This window comes from Streptomyces sp. NPDC059900 (assembly GCF_050270335.1).
Taxonomy (GTDB): Bacteria; Actinomycetota; Actinomycetes; order Streptomycetales; family Streptomycetaceae; genus Streptomyces.
Genome location: NZ_JBNNJZ010000213.1, coordinates 1 through 13,138, shown reverse-complemented (window position 1 = coordinate 13,138; position 13,138 = coordinate 1). Strand labels below are relative to the sequence as shown.

The following is a 13,138-nucleotide window of genomic DNA, read 5'->3' as shown; positions in this document are numbered from 1 at the left end:
GGCTCTTCGCCGGGCCGCTGGACGGACACCGCCTGATCGGCCGCGCCCGGGGCGACGGCAGCGCGCAGTGGCTCAACTTCCGCACGCTGACCAACCGCACGTGGCGGCGCGGCAACGTCGTCCTGCTCGGCGACGCCGCCCACACCACGCACTACTCGATCGGCGCGGGCACGACGCTCGCCCTGGAGGACGCGATCGCCCTCGCGGACGCGCTGCGCGGGAGTCCGGACGAGGAACCGGAACTTGGCCCCGCTCTCGCGAAGTACGAGCGGGAGCGCAGATCCGCGCTCCTCTCCGTCCAGAGCGCGGCCCGCTACAGCGCCCAGTGGTACGAGAACCTGCCGCGCTACATCGGCCTCGAACCGGCGCAGATGTTCGCGCTGCTCGGCCAGCGCCACTCACCGCTCCTGCCGCACGTTCCGCCGCAGCTGTACTACCGCATCGACCGCGCGGCCGAGCAGTTGGAGCCGCTGCGCAAGATGAAGCGCTGGCTGGGCCCGAGGGTGGCGCGGACGCTGCACGGGCGTCAGGCGTAAGGGCCGGGCGGGGCGGAGGCGAGGAGCCGGTCCACGGCGCGGCCGAACATCCGGCGCCCCGCGGCGGCGAGTACGCCGTCCAGGAACCGCGGCAGGAACCGCACGCTCAGGTCCTCGCGCCAGACGACCGCCGACCCGGACTCCGCCCTGCGGGACACCTCGATCTCGGCCCAGCCCGTCACCAACGACCCCCGCTTCTCCAGACGGCACACGCCCCCGTCGTCCGCGGCCGGGTGCCACGTCACGACCTCCATGACGTCGTCGAAACCGACGGGGCCGATCCCGCTGCGGGCGACGAACACCGTGCCCTCGCCGCCGGGCGGCGGCGTGCGGACGTACACCCGGGTCAGCGGGACCACGTCGGCATGCCGTTCCCAGGTGGTGAGCCGGCGCCAGGCCTCGGCGGCGGGCAGGGACGATGTGCGGTCGATCCGGAAGAGAGCCACACGGCGATCCTGCCAGGCTCCGGCCCGGAAACCCGCGGGCCGGGCTCCTTGCGGCGGAGATCTGTGAGAAGCCTTTCTAGGGCCGGTAGATCCGGCCGGGCTCCGCCTTGCCCGGTGCCAGCAGCTGCGGGACCGTCACGAAGACGTAGCCGCGCTTCTTCAGCTCGTCGATGATGCCCGGCACCGCGGGCACCGTCCCCTTGTATATGTCGTGCAGCAGGATGATGCCGTCCCGCTTCGTCTGGTCGACGACACGCTTCTGGATCAGGGCGGAGTCGTTGGTCGTGTAGTCCTTGGCGGTCACGCTCCACAGGACCTCCGAGAGACCCTCCTCGCGCGAGATCTTGTTGACGTCGGGGTTGGTGCGGCCCTGCGGCGGGCGCATCAGCGTCGGCTTGTGGCCGGTCAGCTTCTCTATCGCCTCGTCGGTCCTGCGCAGTTCCTCGCGCGCCTCGTCCGGCGTGATGTCGGTGAGGATCTTGTGCGACCAGGTGTGGCTCGCCACCTCGTGCCCCTCGGCCTCCATACGCTTGACGAGTTCGGGGTGCTTGGCGATGTGGTTCTTGCCGAGCAGGAAGAAGGTGGCGGGCACCTTCTCCTCCTTGAGGATGTCGAGCAGCCGGGGCGAGTTCTCGCTCGGTCCCGCGTCGAACGTCAGGGCCACGCACTTGGCCGTGCGGCAGTCGACCGTACCGAGCTTCGCCTGGTTCTTGACGCTCACGGATGCCGCGTCCTTGCGGACGGCGCTGGGTGCCGTGGTGTCCACCTTGGTGCATCCCGTCAGCGCGACGGCCATGGCCGCGGAGGCCATGGCCGTCAATGAGGTGGCTCGACGGAACCTCTTGACAGTTCTGTTCATCTTGCTTCGTGCAGCGGACATGCGAGCACTATACATAGCGAGTATACGCAACATGTATACCCGCCATGCATAGGGCGCTCGCCGGACCCGTCCGCCGGAGGTGTGCCGGTTCTAGCGGTCGCCCGCCGGGCCGCTGACCAGGCCGCTCATCCAGGCCTCGACCGCCGACGCCTCGCGCGGCAGGCCCGCCGACAGGTTCTCGTTGCCGTCGGCCGTGACGAGGATGTCGTCCTCGATGCGGACCCCGATGCCCCGGTACTCCCCGGGCACGGTGAGGTCGTCCGGCTGGAAGTACAGGCCGGGTTCGACGGTGAGCACCATGCCCTCTTCGAGTACGCCGCCCACGTACTCCTCGGTGCGCGCCCGGGCGCAGTCGTGGACGTCGAGGCCGAGCATGTGGCCGGTGCCCGCCATGGTGAAGCGCCGCTGGAGGGCGAGTTCGAAGACGCGCTCCGGATCACCGTCCAGAAGGCCCCACTCGACGAGCTTGTGCGCGAGGTGGCGCTGCGCGGCGTCGTGGAAGTCTCGGTACGCGGCGCCCGGCTTCACGGCGGCGATGCCCGCTTCCTGTGCCTCGTACACCGCGTCGTAGATCTTGCGCTGCAACGGGGAGAAGGTGCCGTCGACGGGGAGTGTGCGCGTGACGTCGGCGGTGTAGAGGGTGTGGGTCTCCACGCCCGCGTCCAGGAGCAGGAGTTCGCCGGGGCGCACCGGGCCGTCGTTCTCCTGCCAGTGCATGATCGTGGCGTGCTCGCCCGCCGCGCAGATCGAGCCGTACCCGATGTGGTTGCCCTCCAGGCGGGCGCGGCGGAAGAAGGTGCCCTCGATCCAGCGTTCCGACGTGGCGACGGCGGTGCTCAACTCCTTTACGATATCGGTGAATCCACGGACCGTGGAGTCCACTGCCTTGCGCAGCTCGCCGATCTCCCAGGCGTCCTTGACCAGGCGCAGGCCCGAGAGTGCCTCCTCCAGTTCCTCGTCGCGCTCCTCGTCGGTCGCCACGGCCGCTTCGAGTTCGGGGTCGTGGCCGCGCACGATACGGGTCGGTACGCCGGGCGCGGCGGCGAGTTCGGCCGGGGCGTCGCGCACGTCGCGGCAGGGCAGGCCGAAGAGCAGCTCGGACTCGGCGAGGCTGCGCCTGCGGCCCATCCACAGCTCGGCCGTCATGCCGGTCCAGAACTCGTCGCTGTCCCGGCTGTCGCGGGGGAGTTGGTAGAGGTGCGCGTCATGGCCGCCCGCGTCCCCGGCGCGCGGTTCGAGGACCAGCGCGCAGTCCCTCGCCCGGTCGCCGGTCATGTGGACGTAGGCGGAGTACGGGCGGAAGGGGTAATGGTCGTCGTTCGAGCGGACCTTGAGCTTGCCCGAGGGGATCACCAGGCGCTCGCCCGGGAACAGCGCGGACAGGGCGGCGCGGCGGCGCGCTGCGTGCGGGGCCTGTTCGGCCGGGCGCAGGTCGCGCTGCTCGGTGTCGGCCCAGCCCGTCCTCATCAGGGCGGACAGTTCGCCGGAGATCTCGGGGTACAGCGCGTTCTTGCGCGCCTTGGACTTGGCCATGGGGTTCACCTTTTCTGCCCCGTTCCGGGGCTTCGCGGCGCAGTGGTGCGGGCGGTTCCGTCAGCGTAGAGACCCTTGGCCGGTAAGGGAACATGTGACATAGTACTGGCGTGACAAAGCAGCTGACCTGCGATGTTGTGGTAGTCGGCGCCGGGATGGTGGGCGCCGCATGTGCCTTGTACGCGGCGCGGGCCGGACTCCGTGTCGTCCTGGTGGACCGCGGTCCGGTGGCCGGCGGCACGACCGGATCCGGTGAGGGCAACCTCCTGGTCTCCGACAAGGAGCCGGGCCCGGAGCTCGAACTCGCCCTGCTTTCGGCTCGGTTGTGGGACGGCCTCGCCGCCGGACCGGGCGTGGGCGCGAGCATCGAGTACGAGGCCAAGGGCGGCGTGGTCGTGGCGTCCTGCGGTACAGGGCTCGCGGCGCTGGAGGAGTTCGCCGCAGGGCAGCGCGAAGCCGGGGTGGACGCGCGGGCCGTCACGCCCGCCGAGCTGCGCGAACTTGAGCCGCACCTCGCTCCCGGCACGGCGGGCGGCGTCTTCTACCCGCAGGACTCCCAGGTGATGCCGTCGCTGGCAGCAGCTCAACTGGTGCGTCTGGCGCGAGACTTGGGAGCCGAGCTGAGTACGGGAAGAACCGTCACCGCCGTGCTGCGGACGGCGGGCGGTGAGGTGCGCGGCGTCCGTACCGACCGGGGCGACATCCACGCACCGTACGTCGTGAACGCGGCGGGCACCTGGGGCGGTGATCTTGCCGCCCTCGCGGGAGTGCGGCTGCCCGTGCTGCCGCGGCGCGGCTTCGTCCTCGTCACCGAGCCGTTGCCGCGGATGGTCCGGCACAAGGTGTACGCCGCCGACTATGTGGCCGACGTGGCGAGCGGGTCTGCCGCCCTCCAGACGTCGCCGGTGGTCGAGGGCACGGCCGCGGGGCCGATCCTGATCGGGGCGAGCCGCGAGCGGGTCGGCTTCGACCGCTCCTTCTCCCTGCCGGTCATGCGGGCCCTCGCGGCGGGGGCGACGCGGCTCTTCCCGTTCCTGGCGGACGTCCGCGCGATGCGCGCCTACGTGGGCTTCCGCCCCTATATGCCGGACCACCTGCCCGCCATCGGGCCCGACCCCCGGGTGCCGGGGCTGTTCCACGCCTGCGGCCACGAGGGCGCGGGGATCGGACTGGCGGCGGGCACAGGGCACTTGATCGCCCAAGTCATGACCGGGCAGGCGCCGGACCTGGACCTCGCGCCCTTCCGCCCCGACCGTTTCGCGGACAGCCCCACCGAGGAGGCGTCATGACCAAGCGCACCCCCCTGCACCTGACCCGCGCCCGCCCCGGCCCCGCGCACACCGTCACGTTCGACGGCCGCGAGATCCCCGCCCTGCCGGGACAGACGGTGGCCGCCGCACTCTGGTCGGCGGGCATCAAGTCCTGGCGCACCACCCGGCGACAGGGAGAACCGCGGGGCGTCTTCTGCGGCATCGGGGTCTGCTTCGACTGCCTGGTGGAGGTCAACGGCCGCCCCAACCAACGGGCTTGCCTGACACCGGCGGCGCCCGGCGACGAGATCCGGACGCAGGACGGCGACGGCCACGGTGGGGTCAGGGCGGGGGAGCCGCAATGAACCCCGCGCGCACGCTCGCCGTGATCGGCGCGGGCCCCGCGGGCCTTGCCGCGGCACTTGCCGCCGCCCTGCGCGGTGTACGGGTGGTGTTGCTCGACTCGGCAGGACAGGCGGGCGGCCAGTTCTACCGCCAGCCGGCCGGGGCGCTCGGCGCGCGGCACCCGAAGGCGCTGCACCACCAGTGGCGGACGTGGGAGCGACTGCGGGACGGCCTCGCGGAACAGGTATCGGCGGGCCGTGTGCGGCACTTGACGGAACATCATGTCTGGTTCGTGGAGCGCGTCGGGCAGGCGGCGCAGGGGTGGGCGTGGGCGCAGGGGCAGGCTCATGGGCGGGTGCGGGGACAGGTTCAGGGGCGGGTGCAGCCTCCCGGCGGCCACGGCTTTGTCGTGCATGCGCTGCTCGGGCCCCGGCAGGAGGACTCCGTGGCCGTGCCCGTCGATGCCGTGGTCCTCGCCACCGGGGGGTACGAGAAAGTCCTGCCGTTCCCCGGCTGGACCCTGCCCGGCGTCCTCACCGCCGGTGGTGCGCAGGCCATGCTCAAGGGCGGGCTCGTGCTGCCGGGGCGCACCGCCGTGGTGGCCGGCACGGGGCCGCTGCTCATGCCCGTCGCCGCCGGGCTCGCGGCGGCCGGCGCCGAGGTGGCCGCCCTGGTCGAAGCCGCAGGACCCCGAGCCTTCGCGAGGCGTGCTCCCGGCCTCGCCGCCCACCCGGACAAGCTCGCCGAAGGTGCCGGGTACCTCACCCGACTGCTGCGCCACCGCGTGCCGTTGACCGCGCGGCACACCGTCGTCGAGGCCCACGGCGAGGACTCCGTCGAGGCCGTGACCATCGCCGCGCTCGACACGGCGGGGCGTGTCAGGCCCGGCACCGAGCGGCGCATCCCCTGCGACACCCTCGCCGTCGGCCACGGAATGCTGCCGCACACCGACCTCGCCGAAGGACTCGGCTGCCGCATCGAAGGGACGGATGTCGCCGTCGACGCCGAGCAGCGCACCGGCGTCCCCGGCGTCTGGGCCGCGGGCGAGGCCACCGGCATCGGCGGCGCCGCCCTCTCGCTAGCCGAGGGACACATCGCCGGACGCTCGGCCGCCGCGAGGCTCCGGGGAAACACGCCCGACCCGCGCACCTGGGCCCGTGCCGCCAAGTCCCGTACGAGAGCCCGCACGTTGGCCGCGGCGCTGGCCGCCGTGTACGTGCCGCCCGCGCACTGGACCGAGCAGCTCCGCGACGACACCCTCGTCTGCCGCTGCGAAGAGGTCCCCGCGTCGGCGGTCCGCGAGGCCGTCGCAGAGCTCGGGGCCACCGACGCGCGGTCGGTGAAACTCCTGACCCGGGCCGGCATGGGCTGGTGCCAGGGCCGCTTGTGCGCGGCGGCCGTCGCCGGGCTCACGGGCTGCCGGGAGCGGTCCGCCCGGCGGCCGTTCGCCGGGCCCGTACCCCTCGGAGAACTCGCACGGGACCCCGACGACGAACAGGCCCCCGGCGGCTACGAACAGCCCCCCGGCGACGAACACACCGCCGACGGCGACGAACAGACCCCCTCCTAGCCCCGCACCGCAACGAAGGGACCACGCCCATGAACGCGCCCGCAGACCGCCCCCGCCCCTGGCACGGCGTCCTCGTCGCCACCGCGCTCCCGCTGCGCGACGACCTCTCCGTCGACTACGACCGGTTCGCCGAGCACTGCGCCTGGCTCGTCGAGAACGGCTGCGACGGCGTCGTGCCCAACGGATCGCTCGGCGAGTACCAGGTGCTCACCCCCGAGGAACGCGCGAAGGTCGTGGACACCGCCGTCGCGGCGGTCGGCGGGCAGCGCGTGATGCCCGGCGTCGCCGCCTACGGCTCCGCCGAGGCGCGCCGCTGGGCCGAGCAGGCCAAGGACGCGGGCTGCGCTTCAGTGATGCTGCTGCCCCCGAACGCCTATCGCGCCGACGAACGCTCCGTCCTCGCGCACTACGCGGAGGTCGCGAAGGCGGGCCTGCCGGTCGTCGCGTACAACAACCCCGTCGACACCAAGGTCGACCTGGTGCCGGAACTCCTCGCGCAGCTGCACGCCGAGGGGTACATCCATGCCGTCAAGGAATTCTCCGGAGACGTCCGCCGCGCGTACCGCATCGCCGAACTCGCCCCGGAGCTCGACCTGTTGATCGGCGCCGACGACGTCCTGCTCGAACTCGCCGTCGCGGGCGCCAAGGGCTGGGTGGCCGGCTACCCGAACATGCTGCCCGCCGCGTGCGTCGAGCTCTACCGCGCCGCCGTCGCGGGAGACCTGGGCATGGCGGGCAAGCTCTACCGTCAGCTGCACCCGCTGCTGCGCTGGGACTCCAGGCCTGAGTTCGTCCAGGCCATCAAGCTGTCCATGGACATCGCCGGACGCCACGGCGGCCCGTGCCGTCCCCCGCGCGTGCCACTGCTGCCCGAGCAGGAGAAGGCGGTGTGCACCGCCACCGAACGAGCCGTCGCCGCCGGTCTCGCCTAGCCGCGCGAGCAACGCCCAGCAACGCAACAGACGCCCGGCCGTCGTACGAAAGGCACCGCACATGCGCAGCAAACTCGTCCTGCACGCGGTCGACTCGCACACCGAAGGCATGCCGACCCGGGTGATCACCGGCGGTATCGGCACCGTCCCCGGCGCGACGATGAACGAGCGCAGGCTCCACTTCCGCGAGCACCGCGACGACATCAAGCAACTCCTGATGAACGAACCGCGCGGCCACGCGGCGATGAGCGGCGCGATCCTCCAGCCGCCCACCAGGCCCGACTGCGACTACGGCGTGATCTACATCGAGGTTTCGGGCTATCTGCCGATGTGCGGGCACGGCACCATCGGTGTCGCCACCGTCCTCGTCGAGACCGGCATGGTCGAGGTCGTGGAGCCGGTCACCACGATCCGCCTGGACACTCCGGCAGGCCTGGTCGTCGCCGAGGTCGCCGTGCAGGACGGTGCCGCGAAGGAGGTCACGCTGCGGAACGTGCCGTCCTTCTCCGTCGCCCTCGACCGCAAGATCACCCTGCCGGACGGGCGCACGGTGACCTACGACCTGGCCTACGGCGGCAACTTCTACGCCATCCTGCCCCTGGAGCAGTTCGGCCTGCCCTTCGAGCGCGACCGCAAGGACGACATCCTCGCCGCCGGCCTCTCGCTGATGGAGGCGATCAACGCCGGGGGCGAGCCGGTGCATCCGCTGGACCCGTCCATCCGCGGCTGCCACCACGTCCACCTCTACGCCCCCGGCGCCACGGCCAGGCACTCCCGGCACGCGATGGCCATCCACCCCGGCTGGTTCGACCGCTCCCCGTGCGGGACGGGGACGAGCGCGCGCATGGCGCAGCTGCACGCGCGCGGCGAGCTGCCCCTGGACACCGAGTTCGTCAACGAGTCCTTCATCGGCACGCGGTTCAGCGGACGGCTCCTCGGCACCACCGACGTCGCGGGCACCCCCGCCGTGCTGCCCAGCTTCACCGGGCGCGCCTGGGTGACCGGCACCGCGCAGTACCTCCTGGACCCGGACGACCCCTTCCCCGCGGGCTTCGTGCTGTAGCGCGGGCGGGCCCGGGGAACCCCGCGGGCCCAGGATACTCGTGGCACGTGACATTGCACCCAGCGTGACTCTGCACCAAGCGTGACTTTGCACCAAGGAGGACCGACCCCATGGCCGCCCAGCGCAACCGCGCTCCGTCCGCCGCCCCGGCAGCCCTGCCGAGCCTGGGCGGGACCCGCAGCAGCTACCGCGAACGGGTCGCGGACGCGCTGCGCGCCGCCCTCATCGCGGGCGAGCTGCGCGCGGGCGAGGTCTACTCCGCGCCCACCCTCGCGGCGCGCTTCGGCGTCTCCGCCACTCCCGTGCGCGAGGCCATGCTCGACCTCGCCAAGGAAGGTCTCGTCGACACGGTGCCGAACAAGGGCTTCCGGGTCACCGCGGTCTCCGAGAAGCAACTCGACGAGTACAAGCACATCCGCGCCCTGATCGAGATCCCCACCACGGCGGAGCTCGCCACATCGGCGGACCCCGCAGCGCTCGAAGCGCTGCGCCCCGCCGCGCAGGCGATCGTGACCGCGGCGGCGGACGGCGACCTCATCGCGTACGTCGAGGCCGACATCCGCTTCCACCTCGGTCTGCTCGGGCTCAGCGGCAACGACCACCTGGTCGAGGTGGTCGGCGACCTGCGCAAGCGCTCCCGCCTGTACGGGTTGCAGGCACTGGTCGACGCCGGCCGGCTCGAGGCTTCGGCCGAGGAGCACCTGGAGATCCTCGACGCGCTGCTCGCCCGCGACGAGGACGCCGTACGCACCGTGATGACCCGCCACCTCGGCCACGTACGCGGCCTGTGGGCAGCGGACCAGCACGGTGCCCGTTAGCTCAGCGGTTGTTGCCCGGGATCAGGAACAGATGGATCGACTGGTCCTTCTCCTTGAACCGCGCGTTCCCCGCGCCCTTCTTCGCCCGGTCGGACACGATCACCACGTGGTCGGACGAGACCCAGGACACGCCCTCCGGGTTGCCGTAGACCGCACGGCCCTTGCTGTCCGTGGGCAGGCGGTGCACCGTGCCCTCGTCGACGATCCACTTCTTGGTGTCGATGCGGCCCACCCAGAGCGCCGACGACGCCTGCGACAGGACGGCGATGTGTCCGTCGCGTACGGACACACTGGCGTAGTCCTCGAAGGGCAGTGACTCGGGCAGCCGGATCGTGCCCGTGTTGATCCAGCGCTTGCCGCCGTGCCGGAAGACCTGGATGCGGCCGCCGCCCGGCGTCCGGCCCTTCTTGCCGCCCGCGCACCGGTTCCCCTCGCACAGGGCCAGGAGATACCCCGTGCCGGAGCGCTCGACCCACTCCAGGCCTTCCATGCCCTTGTTGGCGTCGGCCAGGTCGAAGTCGAGGTGTACGGGGGACCCGACCGGGCGCAGCTTCGTGTCGTACTCCTGGACGCTCGCGCGAAAGCCCTTGGGCTTGACCGGCTCGGCCTCGCTCAGCGTGTAGAAGTGGTCGCGCGCCTCGTCGTGGGCGATGTCCTCGTAGCCCTCGTTCGCCGCCGAACTGCTCTTCTTCTGCGCCTTCTTGGCCCGGTTGGCGTTGATGACGCCGTTCTCCGGCGCCTTGGGCGACAGCTCGCTGCTGACCCGGATCAGGGAGGGCAGGTTGTCGCAGACGATCAGGAAGGCGCCGTCCCGGTACAGGACGCCGCTCGCCTCAAGGCGGGTGCCCGCGCCGTCGCCGATCAGGTCCTGGATCTTCGCCTCCTTGACCAGGCGCAGCTCCCGCGCCTTCTCGGCCTTGGGGTCGCTCTTCGTCTTGCCCTTCGCCTGCTTCTTGGTCGCGGTCATGAGGGCAGTACCTCCATCGCACCCGGGAACGTCGCCCCGCTGGCTCCGTTGGGATAGGTCTTGCGCAGCTCGGCGAGCTGCTGACGTGCGTGGTCGTAGCGCATGCGCGTGTAGTGGAAGATCCCGTACGTGAACTGCGATCCCCGGCTCAGCTCCCACTGGCGGTACGCGGCGCGGTACACCTCGTCGTTGGTGAACTGCCGTCCCGTGAAGGGCTGTCCGTGCGGGCTGGTCGACTCGCCGTACGCGGCGGACGAGATGAGCTGCCACAAGCCGTCGCTCCGCCCGGAGCCCTCCGAGCCGAGCAGCACGGCGACCCGCTCGGGACCGAACTCCGTGTCCAGGAGGTACTCCACGTGGTCGAGGTAGTACTGGCAGAAGTCGTGGTGCCGCAGCAGGTTCGTGAACAGCGGCAGGCGGGAGACCTCGTGCGGCGCGTGCGTGATCCGGCAGTAGTTGCGGCTCATCGACGGCCAGTCCAGCAGATCCGTGTACTGCCACTGGGTCGAGAAGAAGTCGATGCCCGAGCTGTTGTCGTAGTCCCAGGGGATGAACGTGAAGTACGGGCGGGCCATGAAGCCCGCAGGGTCGCCGAGCCGGCCGGAGTTGTAGAGGTAGTAGTTCGACGGCGTGGCGAAGTAGTTGTCCCAGCTGCCGAGCAGGACATTGGCGCCCGCCCAGCGCAGGAACGCCGGCACGTTCAGGATCTGCTCGACCGAGTCACGGAACGCGTCGGACGCGAACTTGCCTTCCCCGCCCGGAAGTTGCGCGCCGTTGATGGTGCGGACGAGGGCCGCCAGGTCGTCGTACGTACTGGCGCCCGGAACATCCTCGTTCGTCTTCAGGCGGTAGGTGCGATCGTCCTCCTGGCTGCCCGCGGTGAAGTACTGCCGGCCGCCGTCGGCGCCGTCCGCGGTGGGCCGGTGCTCCAGGGTCGCGCAGCCGACGTCGCCGCAGTACGCCTTGTAGAGGTTGCCTTCCGCGTTCTTGCCGAAGTGATCCTTGAGGAACTTCTTGTCGACCTGCTCGATGACCGAGAAGAGCCCCATGTAGCGGTCGTTGATCGTGAACGTCGCGTACGTGTGCTGCGCCGCCGGGATGCCCGCCCGCTCCAGGAGCCGCCAGGCGACCGCCTCGCGCATCTGCGAGGGGTCGTTGTACATCGCCTTGAGGTTGACCCGCTCCATGCCGTAGAGCCGGTCCTCGCTCTCGCCGACCTCGAAGTCGATCTTCCACGAGCGCTTGGGCGCATGAGCCGTCAGATTCCCGCTGTTGACCATCGAGAACGACGGTGTCGCGAGCAGGAAGGCGTCCGGGCTGTTGCTCCTCGCCAGGGTGAGACGGGCGCCCTGCGGTGCCTCGATCACCTCGTCCGCCGTCAGGACGCCGGGCGGCCAGCCGGTGACCTTGACCTGATACATGTCCTGAGCGAAGAACTCCGCTTTGTTCTCCGCCGCGTTGAGCAGACCGTCCACGATCCGGCCCGTCTCGGTGAGCTGGCCGTCCGCGTCGAGGAGTACCAGGCTGCCGTCCCCCGAGACATCCCCCTGCTCGGCGAGCAGCAGGTCGTACAACGCGCTGAACTCGGCTTTCGACCGCAGCGCGGCATCGGCCGGACCTGCCGTCGCGTTGGCCCGCTCGGCGAGCCGCCGACCCGTGCCCGACGGCAGCGCGGAGAGCGCGATGACCTGGTTCTTGAACGCGTCCCGGAACGTGCCCTTGCCGATGGTCCTGTCCACGACGGCCTCCCTGGGCCCTGGGGTGAACTTTCCTCTCTACGCCCGACACGACATGACCGCCAGGCCGATATCCGGCCCGGCGGTCACGCGGTCGTCAGACCCCGAGTATCCGGATCGACGGGTGGATCGCCGTGTTCAGATAGAGCTTCTCCTTCTTGCGGTCCTGCTCGAGCTCCATCACGATGCGGTACCTGTGCACGCCCGGCTTGGCGGTGCTCAGGACCGTGCCGGCCCAGTAGTAGTAGACCGGCGTGAACTTGTCGCGCATGCGGTCCGGCATCCCGTAGATCTTCAGCTCGGTGAAGATCTTCCGTTCGGCCACGTCCTCCTCGTCACCCAGTTCGGTGTCGAGGAAGGTGAGGTTGTTGATCTTCGGCATGGGGGGCCAGGTGCCGTCCGGGCGCTTCTCCATGTCGAGCGGGCGCACGATCCAGTTCAGGACCTGGCCCTGCTTGCAGACGGTTTCGAGGGACGACGTGCCCTGCCCCTTGCCGCCGATGCTGTTGTCCATCATGTACATCGAGTCACTCAGGGAGCCCGTCTCCACCGCTCGCTCCATGTTGATGAGCGTCACGATGTTCAGCTGGACCGAGTTCAGCTGTCCGGGGTTCTGCTTCTGGTGCTCGCTGCCGGTCGACTTCTCCTGCACGCTGCTGGTCAACGCTCCTCCTTCGCGTACGCCGCCATGCCCGGCCCTAGCCGACGAGGGACGACGACAGAGTGGTGGCGATCGGTTCGTCCCTCGTGCCGAGCTTGAACTTGATCCGGTAGGTGACGTTCGCGACGTCCTTCTTGACCGTGCCGATCCAGTAGGCGACGTCGGTGCCGGGGTAGACCTTGCGCTCCGGCACGCAGATGGAGCTGTCGATCTCGATGCCGTCGATGGCGACGTACGCCTCGCACTCGAGGGCGAGGGCGTTCCAGAGAAGCTGGTCGCCCTTCCGCGCGCGGGTCTGGAGTTCCTCGGTGCCGAAGCCGGTCGATCCCGCGGACTTGTTGGTGTCGTACATGTACAGGTGGCCCTGCATGTTTCCTGCTGCCAGGGCACCCACACAGTCC

Annotated in this window: 14 protein-coding genes; 7 read left to right on the top strand and 7 right to left on the bottom strand. The window is 70.7% G+C overall.

Annotated elements, in window-relative coordinates; genetic code table 11:
- A partial coding sequence (locus ACQKIP_RS24975) for an FAD-dependent monooxygenase (protein WP_427744111.1) occupies positions 1–536 on the top strand: 536 nt, incomplete at its 5' end.
- Here ACQKIP_RS24975 and ACQKIP_RS24970 read toward each other — a convergent pair.
- The 3 genes from ACQKIP_RS24970 to ACQKIP_RS24960 form a co-directional block, all read right to left on the bottom strand.
- Positions 527–982 (bottom strand): SRPBCC family protein, encoded by a 456-nt coding sequence (locus ACQKIP_RS24970; protein WP_365866744.1) that lies wholly within the window; start codon positions 980–982, stop codon positions 527–529. The genes ACQKIP_RS24975 and ACQKIP_RS24970 overlap by 10 nt on opposite strands.
- Before the next feature lie 76 nt (positions 983–1,058).
- A complete protein-coding gene (locus ACQKIP_RS24965; protein WP_427744109.1) occupies positions 1,059–1,793 on the bottom strand; it encodes a polysaccharide deacetylase family protein in 735 nt (244 codons plus the stop codon).
- Between the two features lie 159 nt (positions 1,794–1,952).
- Positions 1,953–3,395, bottom strand: coding sequence for an aminopeptidase P family protein (locus ACQKIP_RS24960; protein WP_365866746.1), 1,443 nt, complete (start codon positions 3,393–3,395; stop codon positions 1,953–1,955).
- A gap of 110 nt (positions 3,396–3,505) precedes the next feature.
- Between ACQKIP_RS24960 and ACQKIP_RS24955 the strand changes: the two genes are divergently transcribed.
- The 6 genes from ACQKIP_RS24955 to ACQKIP_RS24930 all read left to right on the top strand — a co-directional run bounded on the left by ACQKIP_RS24955 (position 3,506) and on the right by ACQKIP_RS24930 (position 9,373).
- Positions 3,506–4,684, top strand: coding sequence for an NAD(P)/FAD-dependent oxidoreductase (locus ACQKIP_RS24955; RefSeq protein WP_365866748.1), 1,179 nt, complete (start codon positions 3,506–3,508; stop codon positions 4,682–4,684).
- Positions 4,681–5,010, top strand: a complete 330-nt coding sequence (locus tag ACQKIP_RS24950) for a (2Fe-2S)-binding protein (protein ID WP_365866750.1) — start codon at positions 4,681–4,683, stop codon at positions 5,008–5,010. Before ACQKIP_RS24955 ends, ACQKIP_RS24950 begins: the two co-directional genes overlap by 4 nt.
- Complete coding sequence (locus ACQKIP_RS24945) at positions 5,007–6,560, top strand: FAD-dependent oxidoreductase (protein ID WP_365866751.1); 1,554 nt, start codon at positions 5,007–5,009, stop codon at positions 6,558–6,560. Before ACQKIP_RS24950 ends, ACQKIP_RS24945 begins: the two co-directional genes overlap by 4 nt.
- A 29-nt stretch (positions 6,561–6,589) precedes the next feature.
- Positions 6,590–7,492 (top strand): dihydrodipicolinate synthase family protein, encoded by a 903-nt coding sequence (locus tag ACQKIP_RS24940; protein WP_365866753.1) that lies wholly within the window; start codon positions 6,590–6,592, stop codon positions 7,490–7,492.
- Between the two features lie 61 nt (positions 7,493–7,553).
- The gene (locus ACQKIP_RS24935) at positions 7,554–8,555 is read left to right on the top strand and encodes a proline racemase family protein (protein ID WP_365866755.1); all 1,002 of its coding nucleotides are present in this window, start codon (positions 7,554–7,556) and stop codon (positions 8,553–8,555) included.
- 110 nt (positions 8,556–8,665) lie between these two features.
- Positions 8,666–9,373 carry a GntR family transcriptional regulator gene (locus ACQKIP_RS24930; RefSeq protein WP_365866757.1) on the top strand — a complete coding sequence of 236 codons (708 nt, stop codon included), beginning with the start codon at positions 8,666–8,668 and terminating at the stop codon, positions 9,371–9,373.
- A 1-nt stretch (position 9,374) separates the two neighbouring features.
- Here ACQKIP_RS24930 and ACQKIP_RS24925 read toward each other — a convergent pair whose 3' ends face one another.
- From ACQKIP_RS24925 to ACQKIP_RS24910, 4 genes are all read right to left on the bottom strand, one after another.
- The gene (locus tag ACQKIP_RS24925) at positions 9,375–10,340 is read right to left on the bottom strand and encodes a hypothetical protein (RefSeq protein WP_365866758.1); all 966 of its coding nucleotides are present in this window, start codon (positions 10,338–10,340) and stop codon (positions 9,375–9,377) included.
- On the bottom strand, positions 10,337–12,079 hold the full coding sequence (locus ACQKIP_RS24920; protein WP_365866759.1) for a CotH kinase family protein: 1,743 nt from the start codon (positions 12,077–12,079) through the stop codon (positions 10,337–10,339). The genes ACQKIP_RS24925 and ACQKIP_RS24920 overlap by 4 nt, the downstream gene beginning before the upstream one ends.
- A gap of 94 nt (positions 12,080–12,173) precedes the next feature.
- A complete protein-coding gene (locus ACQKIP_RS24915; protein ID WP_365866761.1) occupies positions 12,174–12,740 on the bottom strand; it encodes a hypothetical protein in 567 nt (188 codons plus the stop codon).
- Positions 12,741–12,774: 34 nt separating this feature from the next.
- The coding region (locus ACQKIP_RS24910; protein WP_427744105.1) for a hypothetical protein at positions 12,775–13,138 on the bottom strand (364 nt) is incomplete at its 5' end.

What these genes read in the sequence shown, in the direction of transcription:
- ACQKIP_RS24965 (WP_427744109.1), bottom strand. Translation starts at nt 1,793, where the DNA reads ATGGCCTCCGCGGCCATGGCCGTCGCGCTGACGGGATGCACCAAGGTG.
- ACQKIP_RS24960 (WP_365866746.1), bottom strand. Translation starts at nt 3,395, where the DNA reads ATGGCCAAGTCCAAGGCGCGCAAGAACGCGCTGTACCCCGAGATCTCC.
- ACQKIP_RS24950 (WP_365866750.1), top strand. Translation starts at nt 4,681, where the DNA reads ATGACCAAGCGCACCCCCCTGCACCTGACCCGCGCCCGCCCCGGCCCC.
- ACQKIP_RS24945 (WP_365866751.1), top strand. Translation starts at nt 5,007, where the DNA reads ATGAACCCCGCGCGCACGCTCGCCGTGATCGGCGCGGGCCCCGCGGGC.
- ACQKIP_RS24940 (WP_365866753.1), top strand. Translation starts at nt 6,590, where the DNA reads ATGAACGCGCCCGCAGACCGCCCCCGCCCCTGGCACGGCGTCCTCGTC.
- ACQKIP_RS24935 (WP_365866755.1), top strand. Translation starts at nt 7,554, where the DNA reads ATGCGCAGCAAACTCGTCCTGCACGCGGTCGACTCGCACACCGAAGGC.
- ACQKIP_RS24930 (WP_365866757.1), top strand. Translation starts at nt 8,666, where the DNA reads ATGGCCGCCCAGCGCAACCGCGCTCCGTCCGCCGCCCCGGCAGCCCTG.
- ACQKIP_RS24925 (WP_365866758.1), bottom strand. Translation starts at nt 10,340, where the DNA reads ATGACCGCGACCAAGAAGCAGGCGAAGGGCAAGACGAAGAGCGACCCC.